This window comes from Streptomyces subrutilus (genome assembly GCF_008704535.1).
Classification (GTDB): Bacteria; Actinomycetota; Actinomycetes; order Streptomycetales; family Streptomycetaceae; genus Streptomyces; species Streptomyces subrutilus.
In genome coordinates this window covers 2,320,416-2,338,291 of the sequence record NZ_CP023701.1, presented here as the reverse complement: position 1 = coordinate 2,338,291, position 17,876 = coordinate 2,320,416, and the positions used below count along the sequence as shown (strand labels likewise).

17 protein-coding genes, 5 tRNA genes and 1 pseudogene are annotated in these 17,876 nt (G+C 72.3%); 18 read left to right on the top strand and 5 right to left on the bottom strand.

From position 1 onward, the window contains the following. Window positions 1-144: 144 nt before the first annotated feature. From CP968_RS09950 to CP968_RS09925, 6 genes are all read left to right on the top strand, one after another. Window positions 145-873: an HAD family hydrolase gene (locus CP968_RS09950; RefSeq protein WP_150517663.1), complete on the top strand. Its 729-nt coding sequence runs from the start codon at window positions 145-147 to the stop codon at window positions 871-873. Window positions 874-959: 86 nt separating this feature from the next. Further along, a tRNA-Gln gene (locus CP968_RS09945) sits at window positions 960-1,031 on the top strand. Between the two features lie 29 nt (window positions 1,032-1,060). Then, window positions 1,061-1,133, top strand: a tRNA-Glu gene (locus CP968_RS09940). 61 nt (window positions 1,134-1,194) lie between these two features. Continuing rightward, window positions 1,195-1,267, top strand: a tRNA-Glu gene (locus CP968_RS09935). 24 nt (window positions 1,268-1,291) lie between these two features. Continuing rightward, window positions 1,292-1,363, top strand: a tRNA-Gln gene (locus CP968_RS09930). 24 nt (window positions 1,364-1,387) lie between these two features. Further along, window positions 1,388-1,460 (top strand) — tRNA-Glu (locus tag CP968_RS09925). 185 nt (window positions 1,461-1,645) lie between these two features. Here CP968_RS09925 and ndgR read toward each other — a convergent pair. Continuing rightward, window positions 1,646-2,362 carry an IclR family transcriptional regulator NdgR gene (gene ndgR, locus CP968_RS09920; RefSeq protein ID WP_150517662.1) on the bottom strand — a complete coding sequence of 239 codons (717 nt, stop codon included), beginning with the start codon at window positions 2,360-2,362 and terminating at the stop codon, window positions 1,646-1,648. Between the two features lie 184 nt (window positions 2,363-2,546). Here ndgR and leuC point away from each other — a divergent pair, with 184 nt between their 5' ends. The 4 genes from leuC (at window position 2,547) to CP968_RS09900 (ending at window position 5,771) form a co-directional block, all read left to right on the top strand. Then, window positions 2,547-3,980, top strand: a complete 1,434-nt coding sequence (gene leuC, locus CP968_RS09915) for a 3-isopropylmalate dehydratase large subunit (protein ID WP_150517661.1) — start codon at window positions 2,547-2,549, stop codon at window positions 3,978-3,980. A gap of 3 nt (window positions 3,981-3,983) precedes the next feature. Further along, window positions 3,984-4,577 (top strand): 3-isopropylmalate dehydratase small subunit, encoded by a 594-nt coding sequence (leuD, locus tag CP968_RS09910; protein WP_150517660.1) that lies wholly within the window; start codon window positions 3,984-3,986, stop codon window positions 4,575-4,577. Between the two features lie 137 nt (window positions 4,578-4,714). Continuing rightward, the gene (locus tag CP968_RS09905; RefSeq protein ID WP_150517659.1) at window positions 4,715-4,942 is read left to right on the top strand and encodes an SCO5555 family protein; all 228 of its coding nucleotides are present in this window, start codon (window positions 4,715-4,717) and stop codon (window positions 4,940-4,942) included. Between the two features lie 145 nt (window positions 4,943-5,087). Next, window positions 5,088-5,771, top strand: a complete 684-nt coding sequence (locus CP968_RS09900; RefSeq protein ID WP_150517658.1) for an HU family DNA-binding protein — start codon at window positions 5,088-5,090, stop codon at window positions 5,769-5,771. A gap of 303 nt (window positions 5,772-6,074) precedes the next feature. On the opposite strand, the pseudogene cofC reads toward CP968_RS09900, so the two are convergent. Next, window positions 6,075-6,674: pseudogene (gene cofC / locus CP968_RS09895) on the bottom strand (2-phospho-L-lactate guanylyltransferase); the annotation flags it as partial. A 239-nt stretch (window positions 6,675-6,913) separates the two neighbouring features. Here cofC and CP968_RS09890 point away from each other — a divergent pair. From CP968_RS09890 to CP968_RS09880, 3 genes are read left to right on the top strand one after another with little or no spacing between them, the layout of a single operon-like run. Then, window positions 6,914-7,666, top strand: a complete 753-nt coding sequence (locus tag CP968_RS09890) for a lysophospholipid acyltransferase family protein (RefSeq protein ID WP_150517656.1) — start codon at window positions 6,914-6,916, stop codon at window positions 7,664-7,666. Then, window positions 7,663-8,673, top strand: coding sequence for an NAD(P)H-dependent glycerol-3-phosphate dehydrogenase (locus tag CP968_RS09885; protein ID WP_150517655.1), 1,011 nt, complete (start codon window positions 7,663-7,665; stop codon window positions 8,671-8,673). Before CP968_RS09890 ends, CP968_RS09885 begins: the two co-directional genes overlap by 4 nt. 39 nt (window positions 8,674-8,712) lie before the next feature. Next, window positions 8,713-9,870, top strand: a complete 1,158-nt coding sequence (locus tag CP968_RS09880) for a D-alanine--D-alanine ligase family protein (protein ID WP_150517654.1) — start codon at window positions 8,713-8,715, stop codon at window positions 9,868-9,870. A gap of 144 nt (window positions 9,871-10,014) precedes the next feature. Here CP968_RS09880 and CP968_RS09875 read toward each other — a convergent pair whose 3' ends face one another. Together CP968_RS09875 and CP968_RS09870 are read right to left on the bottom strand one after the other, a co-directional pair. After that, on the bottom strand, window positions 10,015-10,509 hold the full coding sequence (locus CP968_RS09875) for a DUF3515 domain-containing protein (RefSeq protein ID WP_150517653.1): 495 nt from the start codon (window positions 10,507-10,509) through the stop codon (window positions 10,015-10,017). A 23-nt stretch (window positions 10,510-10,532) separates the two neighbouring features. After that, a complete protein-coding gene (locus CP968_RS09870; RefSeq protein WP_150517652.1) occupies window positions 10,533-10,766 on the bottom strand; it encodes an Lrp/AsnC family transcriptional regulator in 234 nt (77 codons plus the stop codon). A 230-nt stretch (window positions 10,767-10,996) separates the two neighbouring features. Between CP968_RS09870 and CP968_RS09865 the strand changes: the two genes are divergently transcribed. Then, entirely contained in the window at window positions 10,997-11,980 is a 984-nt protein-coding gene (locus CP968_RS09865; RefSeq protein WP_150517651.1) for a thiamine-phosphate kinase, read from the top strand. After that, window positions 11,977-12,816 (top strand): bifunctional hydroxymethylpyrimidine kinase/phosphomethylpyrimidine kinase, encoded by an 840-nt coding sequence (gene thiD, locus CP968_RS09860; protein WP_150517650.1) that lies wholly within the window; start codon window positions 11,977-11,979, stop codon window positions 12,814-12,816. Before CP968_RS09865 ends, thiD begins: the two co-directional genes overlap by 4 nt. A gap of 111 nt (window positions 12,817-12,927) precedes the next feature. On the opposite strand, the gene rpmB is transcribed toward thiD, so the two are convergent. Then, on the bottom strand, window positions 12,928-13,113 hold the full coding sequence (gene rpmB / locus CP968_RS09855; RefSeq protein WP_073911113.1) for a 50S ribosomal protein L28: 186 nt from the start codon (window positions 13,111-13,113) through the stop codon (window positions 12,928-12,930). 250 nt (window positions 13,114-13,363) lie between these two features. Between rpmB and CP968_RS09850 the strand changes: the two genes are divergently transcribed. The 3 genes from CP968_RS09850 (at window position 13,364) to rsmD (ending at window position 17,875) form a co-directional block, all read left to right on the top strand. After that, on the top strand, window positions 13,364-15,007 hold the full coding sequence (locus tag CP968_RS09850) for a DAK2 domain-containing protein (RefSeq protein ID WP_150517649.1): 1,644 nt from the start codon (window positions 13,364-13,366) through the stop codon (window positions 15,005-15,007). Between the two features lie 26 nt (window positions 15,008-15,033). Further along, window positions 15,034-17,235 (top strand): ATP-dependent DNA helicase RecG, encoded by a 2,202-nt coding sequence (recG, locus tag CP968_RS09845; protein WP_150517648.1) that lies wholly within the window; start codon window positions 15,034-15,036, stop codon window positions 17,233-17,235. A 61-nt stretch (window positions 17,236-17,296) separates the two neighbouring features. Then, complete coding sequence (gene rsmD / locus CP968_RS09840) at window positions 17,297-17,875, top strand: 16S rRNA (guanine(966)-N(2))-methyltransferase RsmD (RefSeq protein ID WP_150517647.1); 579 nt, start codon at window positions 17,297-17,299, stop codon at window positions 17,873-17,875. Window position 17,876: the final 1 nt, after the last annotated feature.

Below are 17,876 nucleotides of genomic sequence, written 5' to 3'. Positions count from 1 at the left end.
CCACGTCCCGCGGGGGGCGGGCGCCGCACTCCGGCGCCCGCCCCCCGCGGCGTGCCGGGACCCGCGCACCGGGCCGGGCCCGCCTCCCGGCGGACTTCCCCCTCCCGCCCACCGCGGCCCGCCCCCCGGCGTAGGCTCGGTCCCATGCCGATCCGTGCCGTGTTGTGGGACATCGACGACACCCTCTTCGACTACACCGGCGCCGACGCCACCGGGCTCGTGCGGCAGCTTGAGGCGCTGGGGGAGGGCACACGGTTCGGGACCCCCGCCGGGGCGCTGGCCCGGTGGCGGGAGATCACCGAGCGGCACTGGGCCCGGTTCGCCGCCGGCGAGGTCGGGTTCCAGGGCCAGCGCCGCGACCGGGTGCGCGACTTCCTCGACGCGCCCGCCCTGGGCGACCGCGCGGCGGACGCCTGGTTCGACCGCTACGTCGAGCACTACAAGGCCGCCTGGGCGCTCTTCCCCGACGTGGTGCCCGTACTGGATGCCCTCGCCGCCGGCTACCGACACGGGATCCTCTCCAACTCCTCCGTCGCCAACCAGGACCCCAAGCTGCGCCACCTCGGCCTGCGCGACCGCTTCGACGTGCTGGTCTGCGCCGCGGAGCTCGGCGTGAGCAAGCCCGAGGCAGCCGCCTTCCTCGCGGCCTGCGAGGCGCTCGGACTGCCGCCGGGGGAGGTGGCGTACGTGGGGGACCAGCCGGAGATCGACGCCCGGGGCGCCCGGGACGCCGGGCTGCTGGCGATCTGGCTGGACCGCGACGGCCTGCGCGGACCGGGTCCCGACGGCGTCCACCGCATCGGGGGCCTCGACCGGCTTCCGCCGCTGCTGGCAGGCGATACCCGTTTTGGAGCACGGTCGGGCATCCGGTAATGTTCTTTCTGCGCCGCCGGAGCGGGCCGAAAGGCCGGACGGAGGCGCCACCCGAAGGAAAACCCCGACAAGGGGTTGACTTTTGGTGGGGTATAGTGTAATTGGCAACACGAGGGTTTCTGGTTCCCTTATTCTAGGTTCGAGTCCTGGTACCCCAGCGCAGTACAAGCAGTAAACGCAGTGCTTTGCCCCCGTTGTGTAGCGGCCTAGCACGCCGCCCTCTCAAGGCGGTAGCGCCGGTTCGAATCCGGTCGGGGGTACAGATCCTTCCCGCGAGATCTCCAGGGTCGCACCCGGACGTCTTGATGCAGGATCGCTAGGGCCCCCGTTGTGTAGCGGCCTAGCACGCCGCCCTCTCAAGGCGGTAGCGCCGGTTCGAATCCGGTCGGGGGTACTGTTGGTCTGGTCTAGACCACTTTGGGCTATAGTGTAATTGGCAACACGAGGGTTTCTGGTTCCCTTATTCTAGGTTCGAGTCCTGGTAGCCCAGCGCATCACACAGCACCACCAGCTAGCCCCCGTTGTGTAGCGGCCTAGCACGCCGCCCTCTCAAGGCGGTAGCGCCGGTTCGAATCCGGTCGGGGGTACGCATCGAAGAGGCCCTCCGCGATCATCGCGGAGGGCCTCTTCGTCATGTCCGCGCGGGCGGGCCGGAGCCGGCCGGCGCGCGGGCCCGCGGGTACAAGTGCGGGCCGGGAGGCGCGTGTTCGGACGTGTGCGGCGTCGTACGCGCCCCCGGCCCGGGGGAGTGGAGGCTGGACGGAGGGAAGGGTCAGCCGGTGCGGCGCAGGGCCTCGGTGAGGCGGGCGGCCGCGTCGATGACGGCCTGGGCGTGCATCCGGCCCGGGTGGCGGGTGAGCCGCTCGATCGGACCGGAGACCGACACCGAGGCCACCACGCGGTTCGAGGGCCCGCGCACCGGCGCCGAGACGGAGGCCACGCCGGGCTCCCGCTCGCCGATCGACTGGGCCCAGCCGCGGCGCCGTACGCCGGAGAGCGCCGTCGCCGTGAAGCGCGCGCCTTGGAGCCCGCGGTGGAGCCGCTCGGGCTCCTCCCAGGCCATCAGGATCTGCGCGGCCGAACCGGCCTTCATCGGGAGGGTCGAGCCCACGGGCACGGTGTCCCGCAGGCCGGACAGCCGCTCGGCGGCCGCCACGCAGATGCGCATGTCTCCCTGACGGCGGTAGAGCTGCGCGCTCTCCCCCGTCACGTCCCGCAGGTGGGTGAGTACCGGTCCCGCCGTGGCCAGCAGGCGGTCCTCGCCGGCCGCGGCGGCGAGCTCCGCCAGCCGCGGTCCGAGGATGAACCGGCCCTGCATGTCCCTCGCCACCATCCGGTGGTGTTCCAAAGCCACGGCAAGGCGATGCGCCGTGGGTCGTGCGAGCCCTGTCGCCGCGACCAGCCCGGCGAGGGTGGCCGGACCGGACTCCAGTGCGCTCAGTACCAGAGCTGCCTTGTCGAGAACGCCGACGCCGCTAGAGTTGTCCATGAAACGATATTCGCGTCTCACACTGTGAAACGCAAGTTCAATTTTTCCAAGAACGAGCGAGTCTGTATGTGCGGGTCCACGAACCACTGGGTCCGAGCCGTCGTCCGGGACGTGGGGTACGGGCGATCAGGCGCAACAGGTCTCTATGAAGCGCCGGCGCAACCGGCCGGCCGGAGGGAAAGCGATGGGTAGGACACTCGCGGAGAAGGTCTGGGACGACCATGTCGTCCGGCGCGCCGAGGGCGAGCCCGATCTCCTCTTCATCGATCTGCACCTGCTGCACGAGGTGACCAGCCCGCAGGCCTTCGAGGGCCTGCGCCAGGCGGGCCGCCCGGTCCGGCGCCTCGACCTCACCATCGCGACCGAGGACCACAACACCCCCACCCTCGACATCGACAAGCCGATCGCCGACCCGGTCTCCCGGGCCCAGCTGGAGACGCTGCGGGCGAACTGCGCCGAGTTCGGCGTCCGCCTGCACTCGCTCGGCGACGTCGAGCAGGGCGTCGTCCACGTCGTGGGACCGCAGCTGGGCCTGACCCAGCCCGGCACCACCGTGGTCTGCGGCGACTCGCACACCTCCACGCACGGCGCGTTCGGCGCGCTGGCCTTCGGCATCGGCACCAGCCAGGTCGAGCACGTGCTGGCCACCCAGACCCTGCCCCTGGCCCGCCCCAAGACGATGGCGATCACCGTCACCGGCGCGCTGGCCGACGGCGTGACCGCCAAGGACCTGATCCTGGCCATCATCGCCCGGATCGGCACCGGCGGCGGCCAGGGCTACATCCTGGAGTACCGCGGCGAGGCCGTCGAGAAGCTCTCGATGGAAGCCCGCATGACCATCTGCAACATGTCCATCGAGGCCGGCGCCCGCGCGGGCATGATCGCCCCCGACGAGACGACCTTCGACTACCTGCGGGGCCGCGACCACGCCCCCACCGGCGAGGACTGGGACGCGGCCGTCGCGTACTGGAAGACGCTGCGCACCGACGACGACGCGGTCTTCGACGCCGAGGTCGTCATCGACGGCACCACGCTCTCCCCGTTCGTCACCTGGGGCACCAACCCGGGCCAGGGCCTGCCGCTGTCGGCCAACGTCCCCGATCCCGCTTCGTACGAGGACGCTTCGGAGCGCCTGGCCGCCGAAAAGGCCCTGGAGTACATGGGGTTGACCGCCGGACAGCCGCTGCGCGACATCACCGTCGACACCGTCTTCGTAGGTTCCTGCACCAACGGCCGCATCGAGGACCTGCGCGCCGTGGCCGGCATCATCGACGGCCGCAAAGTCGCCGACGGCGTACGGATGCTGGTCGTCCCCGGCTCGGTTCGGGTCGCCCTCCAGGCCGTGGAAGAGGGCCTGGACAAGGTCTTCAAGGAGGCCGGCGCCGAATGGCGGCACGCGGGCTGCTCCATGTGCCTGGGCATGAACCCCGACCAACTCGCTCCCGGCGAGCGCTCCGCGTCCACCTCCAACCGCAACTTCGAGGGCCGGCAGGGCAAGGGCGGACGCACCCATCTGGTCTCCCCGCAGGTGGCCGCCGCCACCGCTGTACTGGGCCATCTGGCCTCTCCCGCCGACCTGACCGCCAACTCGGCCGATCCCGCCCCCTCCGGAGTCTGAACCATGGAAGCCTTCACCACCCACACCGGCCGGGCCGTGCCGCTGCGCCGCAGCAACGTCGACACCGACCAGATCATCCCGGCCCACTGGCTCAAGAAGATCACCCGTGACGGGTTCGAGGACGGGCTCTTCGAGGCCTGGCGCAAGGACCCGGAGTTCGTCACGAACCGCCCGGAGCGCGCGGGCGCCACGGTGCTCGTGGCCGGACCCGACTTCGGCACCGGCTCCTCGCGCGAGCACGCCGTCTGGGCCCTGCAGAACTTCGGCTTCAAGACGGTCATCTCCTCCCGCTTCGCCGACATCTTCCGCGGCAACTCGCTGAAGAACGGTCTGCTGACCGTGGTGCTCCCGCAGGAGACGGTCGAGCGGCTGTGGAAGCTGACCGAGGCCGACCCGACCGCCGAGATCACCGTCGACCTGGTCGACCGCCAGGTGCGAGCCGAGGGCGTCGTCGCGGAGTTCGAGCTGGACGACAACGCGCGCTGGAGGCTCCTGGAGGGGCTGGACGACATCTCCCTCACCCTTCAGAACGAAGCGGACATCGCGACCTACGAAAGCACCCGGCCCGTCTTCAAGCCCCGCACGATTCGGGTCTGATTCCAGCCTGATCAGCGCTTATTCGCCATAGGGCGACCCCATAGAGGACACTGTGCCCCCCACCTTCCGGTGGGGGGCACAGCTGTGTGTTGAGGCCCCATGAGGCGACAACTCGCCCCAGATGGCACAATCTGTGCATGGAACGCGACAGTCAACTTGAGCTCTACGGGCTCGTCGCGGACCGGCTGAAAGAAGCACACACAAGGGTGCGCTCACTGCAAGTCCCGGAGGGCGTAAGGATGGCGCTGTCCCGGAAGCTGTTGGTCGTCACGGCCGCGGCGAAGCACGATCTCGCCGATGCGGCAAGGCGCCTGGACAGGTTGATGAAGGACCTCGACGAGGGTCGATTCCCTGAAGGCGACTGATGCGAAGGAACTCCGTAACGGCCTACAGCGTTGCGGCACTAGGGTGATTAGCCCGTTTCGTGTTTGATTTGCGGTATATATCCGCCTAACGTGCGAAATAAGCTTGAACACATTCGTTCTGGCGAAGTCTCCGAAGGGGAAGACGTTGAACAAGGCGCAGCTCGTAGAAGCGATTGCCGACAAGCTGGGCGGCCGTCAGCAGGCCGCGGACGCTGTCGACGCGGTACTGGACGCCATCGTCCGCGCTACCGTCGCGGGCGACCGGGTCTCGGTCACGGGCTTCGGCTCGTTCGAGAAGGTCGACCGTCCGGCCCGTTACGCCCGCAACCCGCAGACCGGAGAGCGCGTCCGGGTCAAGAAGACCTCGGTGCCCCGCTTCCGTGCGGGCCAGGGCTTCAAGGACCTGGTCGCGGGCACCAAGAAGCTGCCCAAGGGCGGCGAGGTGTCGGTGAAGAAGGCGCCCAAGGGCAGCCTCACCGGCGGTGCCTCCGCGACGGTCAAGAAGGCCGCCGCGAAGAAGGCCACCACCGCCAAGAAGGCGGCCGTGAAGAGCACGGCCACCGCGAAGAAGACCACGGCCAAGAAGGCCTCCGCCACCGCCAAGAAGGCGGCCGTCAAGAGCACGGCCACCGCGAAGAAGGCCACCGCCACGGCGAAGAAGGCCACGCCCGCGGCCAAGAAGGCGACCCCGGCGGCGAAGAAGACCACCGCCACCGCGAAGAAGACCGCCCCGGCCGCCAAGAAGGCGACCCCGGCGACGAAGGCGCCCGCCAAGAAGACGGCGACGCGCAAGGCCACCGCGAAGAAGACCACCGCCCGCAAGAAGTAGGGGCACGAGTCACACGCGCCGGGCCGGCTTCCCCTGCGGGGGGAAGCCGGCCCGCGGTGCTGTCCAAGGAACCCCGGGAAGGGGCGTACGCGCAGGTCAGAAGGTCTGCAGGGTCACCAGGGTGATCCGCAGGCCCGTGCCCTCGCCGTCCGTCTCGATCCGCACCCGCTGCCCGGGCCGCAGCAGCCGCAGGCCGCCCGCGTCGAAGGCCGGGGCCTCGAAGGGCACCGGGGTGCCGTCGTCCAGCAGCACGCTGCCGCTGCGGGTCTCGGAGTCGTACGTGTACGCGGTCGCCTGCATACGGGCACTGTATCGGGCCGTGTGGCGCCCGACACCGAGGATCAGGGCCGTGCGCAGGTCCGCCGCCGTGTCCACGTCCCGGCGCACGCTGTCCACCCCCGCCAGGGCGATTTCCACCGCACCCGACGCCGAATGCCGGGCCCGGGAACGGCCGCCGAACGCGGGGCCCAATTCCACGCCCGGAGCAGCGGAAAGCAGGGTCGTCCCGATTCCTGCGGCATCCGCCAGAAATGCCCGGGGAAATGCCGCCGCGTTATCGAGCACCCGTAGCAATTCGGAAGGCCGCAGGGCCGGCAGGTCCGCGTTCAGCGCGGCCACCGCCGCGCGGGGCCGGGCCGCGCGCACCGCGCGCGCCCCGTGGTCCAGCGCCGCGTCGAGCCCCGCGCCGGGGGCGTCCGGCACGATGCGCGCCCCGAGCCGGGTCAGTTCCGCGGCGGCCGTCCGGTCGTCCGTGACGACCACCACATCCGTGACTGCGGTGCAGGCCAGCGCCCCTGCGACGGTGTCCTGGGCGAAGGCCAGCGCCAGCCCCGGGCGGGACGCGCCCACGGCCGCCGCGAGGCGGCTCTTGGCCACCGCCAGGGGCTTGAGCGGGACCACCAGACTCCAGACGGCGTTCGTGGCCGGCCCCTTCCCTCGGTGCGCTCGGGTACGGCCCGGACCATGGTCGGGTCATGGCCGGGTCATGTGTCGGCCCATTGTCGCCTCCGCCCGGGCGGCCCGGGGGACCGGCAGTGCGGGCGGGGCGTACGGTGTTCTCGACAGAGACCGGGCCCGGGGCCACACTTGTCCGGCCGACGAGGTGCCCCAGCCGCGCACCGGTCCTAGAGGAAGGTGTCCGAGTGTCCCGCCGCAGAATCGGCTTCTGGTACCGCCTGGCTGCGGTCATCGCGAAACCGCCGCTGACAGTGTTCTTCAAGCGGGACTGGCGGGGAATGGAGCACATTCCGGCCGAGGGCGGTTTTATCACCGCCGTCAATCACAACTCGTATCTGGACCCGCTCTCCTACGCGCACTTCCAGTACAACACCGGACGCGTACCCCGATTGCTCGCCAAGGCGGCCCTCTTCAAGGTCCCCATTGTCGGAGCGATCCTGCGCGGTTCCGGGCAGATCCCCGTCTACCGCGAGAGCACCAACGCCCTGGACGCATTCCGGGCGGCCGTGGCCGCGATCGAGCGCGGCGAATGCGTGGCCTTTTACCCCGAGGGCACCCTCACCCGCGATCCCGACATGTGGCCGATGGCCGGCAAGACCGGCGCCGCCCGCGTGGCGCTGATCACCCGGGCCCCCGTCATCCCCGTGGCCCAGTGGGGCGCGAACCTCGCGATGCCGCCGTACGCGAAGGAGAACAAGGTCCGGCTGTTCCCGCGCAAGACGCTCCAGGTGCTCGCCGGTCCGCCCGTGGACCTGTCCGCGTACTACGACAGGGAACCGACCCCGGACGTCCTCAAGGAGGCCACCGAGGTCATCATGGCTGCCATCACCACCCTCCTGGAGGAGGTGCGGGGCGAACGCGCGCCCGCACGGCCGTACGACCACCGCCAGGCAAGGGCACAGCAGCGGCGCAAGGCCGCAGGGGAGGGCAAGAAGTGACACGTCCCGTGAAGGCAGCCGTCTACGGAACCGGCTCCTGGGGTACGGCCTTCGGCATGGTGCTCGCCGACGCCGGCTGCGAGGTGACCCTGTGGGGCCGCCGCCGCGAGCTCGCCGACGCCGTCAACCACGACCGCGCCAACCCGGACTACCTCCCGGGCGTCGAGCTGCCGGAGAACCTCCGCGCCACCACCGACCCGGCCGAGGCCGCCGACGGCGCCGACTTCACCGTCCTCGCCGTGCCCTCCCAGACCCTGCGCGGCAACCTCGCCGCGTGGGCCCCGCTGCTGGCCCCCGACACCGTGCTCGTCTCCCTCATGAAGGGCATCGAACTCGGCAGCGCCAAGCGGATGAGCGAGGTCGTCGAAGAGGTGGCCAAGGTCCCCGCCGAGCGGATCGCCGTCGTCACCGGCCCCAACCTGGCCCGCGAGATCGCGGCCCGCCAGCCCGCCGCCGCCGTCGTCGCCTGCGCCGACGAGGCGGTGGCCCGGCGCCTCCAGACGGCCTGCCACACCCCGTACTTCCGGCCCTACACCAACACCGACGTCGTCGGCTGCGAGCTCGGAGGCGCCGTCAAGAACGTCATCGGCCTCGCCGTGGGCATCGCCGACGGGATGGGCCTCGGCGACAACACCAAGGGCTCCCTCATCACCCGGGGCCTGGCCGAAACGACCCGTCTGGGCCTGGCGATGGGGGCCGACCCGCTCACCTTCTCCGGCCTCGCCGGCCTCGGCGACCTGGTCGCCACCTGCTCCTCGCCGCTCTCCCGGAACCACACCTTCGGCACCAACCTCGGCCGCGGCATGACCCTGGAGGAGACCATCGCGGTCACCCGGCAGACCGCCGAGGGCGTCAAGTCCTGCCAGTCGGTGGCCGATCTGGCCCGCCGGTACGGGGTGGACATGCCGATCACCGACACGGTCGTCGACATCGTCCACCACGGCAAGCCGACCCTGGTCGCACTGAAGGACCTGATGGGACGCAGCGCCAAACCGGAACGGCGCTGACTCCGTTCCGGACGTTCGAGCGGGTACCCTCGTGGCGATATGAGCAGCGAGAACCTCCCCCAGACCCCTGAGCAGCAGGGCCGCAAGCCCCGCGTGGCCGTCGTGTTCGGCGGCCGCAGCTCGGAACACGCCATCTCGGTCGTCACGGCGGGCGCCGTGCTGCGCTCCATCGACCGGTCCAAGTACGAGGTGCTGCCCATCGGCATCACCACGGACGGCCGGTGGGCGCTGACCGCCGACGAGCCCGCGCGGATGGCCATCGCCGACCGCCGGCTCCCCAGCGTCGAGGAGCTGGCCGACTCCGAGGACGGCGCCGTCGTGCTCTCGGTCGACCCGGCCAACCGCGAGGTCGTCTACACCGAACCGGGCGCCGTCCCCAAGGCCCTGGGCGAGGTCGACGTCGTCTTCCCCGTGCTGCACGGCCCGTACGGCGAGGACGGCACCCTGCAGGGCCTGCTGGAACTCTCCGGCATCCCCTACGTCGGCTCCGGGGTCCTCGCCTCGGCCGTCGGCCAGGACAAGGACTACATGAAGCGGGTGTTCACCTCGTTCGGGCTGCGCGTCGGCCCGTACGTGACCGTCCGCCCCCGCGAGTGGGAAGCCGACCGGGACGCGGCGCGCGCCAGGATCCTGGACTTCGCCGGCGAGCACGGCTGGCCGCTGTTCGTGAAGCCCGCCCGCGCCGGCTCCTCGATCGGCATCACCAAGGTCGACGACGCGGACGGACTGGACGCCGCGATCCGCGAGGCCCGCCGCCACGACCCGAAGATCATCGTGGAGGCGCTGCTGCGCGGCCGCGAGATCGAGTGCGGCGTCCTGGAGTTCGAGGACGGCCCGCGCGCCAGCGTGCCCGCCGAGATCCCGCCCGTCTCCAGCCACGACTTCTACGACTTCGAGGCCAAGTACATCGACTCCGCCTCCGGGATCGTGCCGGCCCCGCTGACCCCGGAGCAGACCGCCGAGGTGCAGCGGCTCGCGATCGAGGCCTTCGAGGCGGCGTCCTGCGAGGGCCTCGTGCGCGCCGACTTCTTCCTCACCGAGGACGGCGAGTTCGTCATCAACGAGATCAACACGATGCCGGGCTTCACCCCGATCTCCATGTACCCGCGGATGTGGCAGGAGTCGGGCATCGCGTACCCGGAGCTGGTGGACCGCCTCGTCCAGGCGGCCCTGCGCCGCTCCACCGGCCTGCGCTAGAGCGCACCCAGCGGCCGACCGCCCGCCGTCCCGCGCCGAGAGGCGCGGCCGGCGGGCGGCGGTGTGCCGGGACCGTCCGCGACGCCCCCGTCCCGTACGGCGCGACCGCGCGACGCGTCCGGTGGCGCGCGTCGCGCTCCGCACTCAGTACGAGGAGATGCCCTCGGGCACGGTCGTGGCGATGACGTCGGACAGACCGACCAGCATGCCCGCGTCCGTGGCATGCTCCTTGTCGACCCGCACCTCCGTGTACGCCAGCCGCATGCCGGTGGTGAACCGGAAGCCGCCGCCGTCGGGGAGCTTCTCCAGCAGCCAGGCCACGCCGTTCACGTGGACGCCCTCCTGCGCCGGATCGGCCATCTCGGGGGGCTTGGGCAACCCGCACCGCAGTACGATCGCCGAGCCGCCCCACGAGGCGGTCAGATCCGATGCCGGTTCGGTGGGGGTCCGGGCCAGGCCGGCCACCGCATCGGGGAGTTCCGCGTGCAGCGCCGCACAGAACCCCGCGACGTCGGCGGGCGGCGCGGACGGCGGCGCCACCCGGGCTTCGGAGCCGCCCGGCGAACACGCCGCGAGGGCCAGTACGGACAGCGCGGCGGGCAGGGCCAGGAGACGGAGGGGCCGGCGGTGGAGGGACATCACCGGCCAAGAGTAGACGGGGGCTACAGATGGACCACCGGGCAGGTCAAGGTGCGGGTGATCCCCTCCACCTGCTGGACCTTGGCGACGACCATGCGGCCGAGCGCGTCGACGGTGTCGGCCTGGGCGCGCACGATCACGTCGTACGGGCCCGTCACGTCCTCGGCCTGGATCACCCCCGGGATCTGGCCGATGGACTCGGCGACGGACGACGCCTTGCCCACTTCGGTCTGGATGAGGATGTACGCCTGTACCACGGAACCTCCAGGGCGGCCACGAGGATCATTTCCCCTAACCTTCGGGTGGGACTCCCGGGGGAAGAAGGGACGCCACGGTACCGCGTCGCCGCGCGCCGCGGGGAGACCCGCGGGCCCGGTGCCGCGCACAGCGGGGCGTACGAAGTGCAGAAGTTGACGTATCTGTTGACGGTACCCAGAGCTGTGACGGCTCGCGACCGCAAGCGGACTGGGCAAGAAGGGGCACAGCGATGAAGGGCACTGTGGGCGAGCTGGGGGAGTTCGGGCTCATCAGGGAACTCACCTCACGGCTCACCACCACCCCGGCGGTCCGGCTCGGACCCGGCGACGACGCCGCGATCGTGTCGGCCCCCGACCGGCGGGTCGTGGCGAGCATGGACCTCCTGCACGAGGGCAGGCACTTCCGGCGCGACTGGTCCACCGCCTACGACGTGGGCCGCAAGGCCGCCGCCCAGAACCTCGCCGACATCGCCGCCATGGGCGCGGTGCCGACCGCGCTCCTCCTCGGCCTGGTCGTCCCGGCCGAGCTCCCGGTCACCTGGCCCACCGAGCTGATGGACGGCATCCGCGACGAGTGCCAGGTCGCGGGCGCCGCCGTGGTCGGCGGGGACGTGGTCCGCGGCGACATGATCACCGTCGCCATCACCGCCCTCGGCGACCTGCGCAACCACGAGCCCGTGCTCCGCTCGGGCGCCCAGCCCGGCGACGTCGTCGCCGTCACCGGCTGGCTCGGCTGGTCCGCCGCCGGCTTCGCCGTGCTCTCCCGCGGCTTCCGATCGCCGCGAGCCTTCGTCGAGGCCCACCGGCGGCCCGAACCCCCGTACCACGCGGGCCCCGCGGCCGCCGGACTCGGCGCCACCGCCATGACCGACGTCAGCGACGGCCTGATCGCCGACCTCGGGCACATCGCCGAGGCCAGCAAGGTGCGGATCGACCTGCGCTCCGCGGCCGTCGACATCCCCAGCCAGATGCACGACATCGGCCAGGCCGTCGGCGTCGACCCGCTGCAGTGGGTGCTCACCGGGGGAGAGGACCACGCGATCGTGGCCACCTTCCCGCCCGACGTGAAACTGCCGGCCCGCTGGAAGGTCATCGGCGGGGTGCTCAACCGCTCCGCGCTGCCCCAGGTGACCGTCGACGGCGCCCCCTGGACCAGCACCGGCGGCTGGGACCACTTCGGAGCCGACCCGGCCGGAGAGGACCACGCCCCGTGACCCCCACCACCGCCGGGACGGCCGCGGCGTCCACCCCCGGGGCCGCCCCGCCGCTGTGCCTGACCGTCGCCGGGTCCGACTCCGGCGGCGGCGCGGGCATCCAGGCCGACCTCAAGACCATGCTCGCGCTCGGCGTGCACGGCATGAGCGTGCTGACCGCCGTGACCGCGCAGAACTCGCTCGGGGTGCGCGGAGTGTGGGAGCTGCCCGCCGACGCCGTCACGGCCCAGTACCGGGCCGTCGTGGACGACATCGGCGTGCACGCCGTCAAGACCGGGATGCTCTCCTCCACCGTCCTCGTCGAGACCGTGGCCGAACTCCTCGCCGGCACCCCGGTGCCCGCCGTCGTGGACCCCGTCGGCGTCTCCAAGCACGGCGACCCGCTCCTCGCGGCCTCCGCGCTGGACGCCGTGCGCAGGGAACTGCTGCCCCGCGCCACCGTCGCGACGCCCAACCTCGACGAGGTCGCCCAGCTCACCGGCGTGGTGGTGGAGACCGAGGACGACATGCGCCGCGCCGCCGACGCCGTGCTCGGCCACGGGCCCCGCTGGGCCCTGATCAAGGGCGGACACCTCGACGCCCGCGGCGACCTGGCCGTCGACCTGCTCACCGACGGCACCGAGGAGCACTGGCTGCGGGCCCCCCGCCACGACAACCGGCACACCCACGGCACGGGCTGCACCCTCGCCAGCGCCCTCGCGGCCGGCCTGGCCAAGGGCCTGTCCGTCCCGAACGCCGCCCGCGCGGCCAAGGAGTACGTGACCGGGGCCATCGCCGCGGGCTACGCGCTCGGCGCGGGCATCGGCCCGGTGGACCACGGCTGGAACATCCGCTGAGGGCCGCCGCCCTCCGGGCCGCCGAGCGGTCCGGGAAAGGCAAAAGGCCGGTTCACCAGAGGTGAACCGGCCTTTTTGGCAACCGGAAGGGCTGCGCTACGACGGGAGGCGTCAGCGCGAGACCTTGCCGGCCTTGATGCACGAGGTGCAGGCGTTGAGGCGCTTCGGCGTCCCATTGACCACGGCACGGACGCGCTGGATGTTCGGGTTCCAGCGACGCGAGGTGCGGCGGTGCGAGTGGGAGATGCTGTTGCCGAAGCTCGGCCCCTTGGCGCAAACGTCGCAGTTGGCAGCCACAGGTCACTCCAAAGACTTCAGATGCAATTACAGTGAATCCGGCGCACCGGATTCAGAAAGTCCGAAGTGGTGTGCCGGGGGAATGGCCCGACTCTCATCGGGCAACCGGAGCAGCATACAACGACCGCGCCGGTCCAAGAAAACTACCACGACGGCCGGCACCCCCTGCCCGCGGGCCGGACCGGCGGACGGGCCGACGGCCCTTCGTTACCCTGCGGTGAACCCCGGCCCGCACAAGGAGGAACGCCCGGTGCCCCACGAGCCTCAGCCGCACACCCTCGACGCCGAAGCGGTGCGCACCTGGAGCTCGCTGGCCGTGGCCGCACTGGGCCGGGCCCGCGAGGACATCGACGCGATCAACGTCTACCCGGTGGCCGACGCGGACACCGGCACCAACCTCCTCCTCACCGCGGAATCCGCCGGCCGCGCCCTCGACGAGGCCCTCGGGGACGTGACCGAGGGCACACCCCCGACCTCGCTCGCCCGCGCCGTACGCGCCTACGCCCACGGCGCCCTGACCGGCGCCCGGGGCAACTCCGGCACGATCCTGGCCCAGCTGCTGCGCGGGGTCGCCGACGTGCTGGGCGAGGAGCCCGCACCCCGCGAGCCCGGACCGCTGCTCGCCCGGGCCCTCACCCGGGCCGCGGAATCCGCGTACGCGGCCGTCGCGCACCCCGTCGAGGGCACCATGCTCACCGTGGCGGCCGCCGCGGCCCGCGCCGGCCGCACGGCCGAGGCCGCCGCCGGGAACGCCGCCGACGTCGCCCGCGCCGCCTACGACGGGGCCCGCGCCGCCCTGGCCGAGACCCCGGGGCAGCTGGCCGCGCTGGGCCGGGCCGGAGTCGTCGACGCCGGGGGCTGCGGGGTCGTCGCCGTTCTCGGGGCCCTGTGGCAGGCGCTGTCCGGGCAGGAGCCCGCCGCCGAGCCGGTGCGCGGCCGGGCCGTGCCCGTACCGCAGCCGCCGGAGCCCTGCGCCCACGCGCAGGAGGGACCCGGGTACGAGGTGATCTACCTGCTGGAGGCCTCCGACGAGTCCGTCGCCACCCTGCGCACCCGGCTCGACGGACTCGGCGACTCCCTGGTGGTGATCGGCGGCGACGGCCTGTGGAACGTCCACGTGCACGTGGACGACCCCGGTGCGGCCGTGGAGGCCGGGGTCGTCGCCGGGCGGCCGTACCGGATACGGATCACCCACTTCGGCGACGAACGCCGCCGGGCCCGGGGCGAGCGCGTCCAGCGGGCCGTGGTCGCCGTGGTCCCCGGAGAGGGCCTCGCCGGACTGTGCGGCGAGGCCGGCGCCACCGCCGTGCTCGCCCGCCCCGGGGAGGTGCCCGCCGCGGCCGAACTCCTCGACGCCGTCCGCCGCGCCCACGCCCGCGAAGTGGTCCTGCTCCCCGGCGCCGCGGAACTGCGGGCGGTCGCCGCCGCGGCGGCCGAACAGGCCCGCGCCGACGGGGTCCGCGTGGCCGTGGTCCCCACCCGCTCCGCGGTCCAGGGCCTGGCCGCCCTCGCCGTGCACGACCCCGACGCCACCTTCGACGAGGACGTGGTCGCCATGACCGCGGCCGCCGGCGCCACCCGCTACGGAGAACTGGCCGTCGCCGAAAGCCGGTCCTTCACCTCGGCCGGCATCTGCCAGGCCGGCGACGTGCTCGGCCTCATCGACGGGGACGTCGCCGTCATCGGCACCGCCCTGGCCGAGACCGCCGAGGCCGTCCTGGAGCGCATGCTCGGCTCCGGCGGAGAGCTGGTCACCCTGGTGCTCGGCCCCGAGGTGCCCGACGCGCTCGCCGAACGCCTGGAGGCGTACGTCCAGCACGGCCACCTGGCCGTGGACACCGTCACCTACCGCGGCGGGCGGTACTGCGCCCCGCTGCTCATCGGGGTCGAATAACCGGCTTGTCGGCGCCATGGTGTGCAATGGAACACGTGCCCGCGCTCGACGAAGACCTCAAGAAGACGCTCGGCCCCGCCACCGCCAAGGTGCTGGCCGAGCACCTCGGCCTGCACACGGCCCTGGACCTGCTCCACCACTACCCGCGGCGGTACGCCGAGCGCGGGGAGCTGACCTCGCTGGCCGAGCTCGCCGACCAGATCGACGAACACGTCACCGTCGTCGCCCAGGTCGCCGACGCCCGGCTGCTGACCTACCAGGGGAGCCGCGGCGGCGGCAAGCGCCTGGAGGTCACCATCACCGACGGCAGCGGCCGCCTCCAACTGGTCTTCTTCGGCGCCGGCGTCCACAAACCGCACAAGGACCTGCTCCCCGGCAGCCGCGCGATGTTCGCCGGCAAGGTCTCGAAGTTCAACCACAAGCTGCAACTCGCCCACCCCGCCTACGAGCCCCTCGGCCGCGAGGCGGGCGAGGACGACGCCGCGGCCGCCTTCGCGAACCAGCTCATCCCGATCTACCCGGCCTGCAAGCAGCTGGAGTCCTGGAAGATCGCCAAATGCGTGGACGCCGTCCTGCCCGGCATCCCGGAGGCCGTCGACCCCCTCCCGGCCGCCCTGCGCGACGGCCGCGACCTGGTCCCGCTCGCCGAGGCCCTGCTGAAGGTCCACCGGCCGGCCACCAAAGCCGACATCGAGGACGCCCGCCGGCGCCTGAAGTGGGACGAGGCCTTCGTCCTCCAGGTCGCCCTGGCCCGCCGCCGCCACGCCGACTCCCAGCTCCCGGCCGTCCCGCGCCGCCCCACCCCCGGCGGCCTGCTGGACTCCTTCGACGCCACGCTGCCCTTCACCCTCACCGACGGCCAGCTCTCCGTCTCCAAGGAGATCTTCGACGACCTGGCCACCAGCCACCCCATGCACCGCCTCCTCCAAGGCGAGGTCGGCAGCGGCAAGACGATGGTGGCGCTGCGCGCGATGCTCGCCGTCGTCGACTCGGGCGGCCAGGCCGCGATGCTCGCGCCCACCGAGGTCCTCGCCCAGCAGCACCACCGCTCCATCACCGAGATGATGGGGGAACTGGCCGAGGGCGGCATGCTCGGCGGCTCCGACCGGGGCACCAAGGTCACGCTGCTCACCGGCTCGATGGGCACCCCCGCCCGCCGCCGGGCCCTGCTCGACCTGGTCACCGGCGAGGCCGGGATCGTCATCGGCACCCACGCCCTCATCGAGGACAAGGTGCAGTTCCACGACCTCGGCCTGGTCGTCGTCGACGAACAGCACCGCTTCGGCGTCGAACAGCGCGACGCCCTGCGCTCCAAGGGCAAACAGCCCCCGCACCTGCTCGTGATGACGGCGACCCCGATCCCGCGGACCGTCGCCATGACCGTCTTCGGCGACCTGGAGACCTCCGTCCTGGACCAGCTGCCGGCCGGCCGCTCCCCGATCGCCACGCACGTGGTCCCCGCCAAGGACAAGCCCCACTTCCTCGCCCGCGCCTGGGAGCGGGTCCGCGAAGAGGTGGAGAACGGCCACCAGGCGTACGTGGTCTGCCCCCGGATCGGGGACGGCGAGGACGAGCCCAGGAAGAAGAAGGCCGCCGAGGAGGACGGCGAGCGGCGCCCGCCCCTCGCCGTCCTGGAGATCGCCGAACAACTCGCCCGGGGCCCCCTCGCAGGCCTGCCCGTCGAGGTGCTGCACGGCCGGATGGACCCCTCCGACAAGGACGACGTCATGCGGCGCTTCGCCGCCGGAGAGGTCAAGGTCCTCGTCGCCACCACCGTCATCGAGGTCGGGGTGAACGTCCCGAACTCCACCGTCATGGTCATCATGGACGCCGACCGCTTCGGCGTCTCCCAGCTCCACCAGCTGCGCGGCCGCGTCGGCCGCGGCTCCGCGCCCGGCCTGTGCCTGCTGGTGAGCGAGATGCACGAGGCGAGCCCCGCCCGGGCCCGGCTCGCGGCGGTGGCCGCCACCCTCGACGGCTTCGCGCTCTCCCGGATCGACCTGGAGCAGCGCCGCGAGGGCGACGTCCTGGGCCAGGCCCAGTCCGGAGTGCGGTCCTCGCTGCGGATGCTCGCCGTCATCGAGGACGAGGAGGTCATCGCCCAGGCCCGGGACGAGGCCACCCGGGTCGTCGCCGACGACCCCGAACTGGAGCGGCTGCCGGGCCTGCGCACCGCCCTCGACGCCCTCCTCGACACCGAGCGCGAGCAGTACCTGGAGAAGGGCTGACCGGCACGACCTATCGTTGGAGCCCTGACCTCCCGACCGACGCCGTACGAAGGAACCCCAGATGACCCGCGTGATCGCCGGCAGCGCCGGCGGGCGACGGCTGACCGTGCCGCCCGGCACCGGCACCCGCCCGACCTCGGACCGGATGCGCGAAGGACTCTTCTCCACCTGGGAGTCGCTGCACGGCATCGAGGGCTCCCGGGTGCTCGACCTGTACGCGGGATCGGGCGCGGTCGGCCTGGAGGCGCTCTCCCGCGGCGCGGACCACGCCCTGCTCGTCGAGCCCGACGCCAAGGCGGCCAGGGCGATCCGCGCGAACATCACCGCGGTGGGCCTGCCCGGCGCCGAATTCCGCTCCGGCAAGGCCGAGCAGGTCGTCGCCGCGGCCGCGGGCGGGGACCCGTACGACGTGGTCTTCCTGGACCCGCCGTACGACGTCGCGCACGACGATCTTGGCGAGATCCTCCTCACACTCCGGTCCAATGGCTGGCTCACCGACGATGCGCTCGTCACCGTGGAGCGCAGGACCAGGAGCGGCGCCTTCCCGTGGCCCCCGGGCTTCGAACCGCTCCGGTCCCGCACGTACGGCGAGGGCACGCTCTGGTACGGTCGCGCCGCCTTCACCAGCGAAGATTCATGAT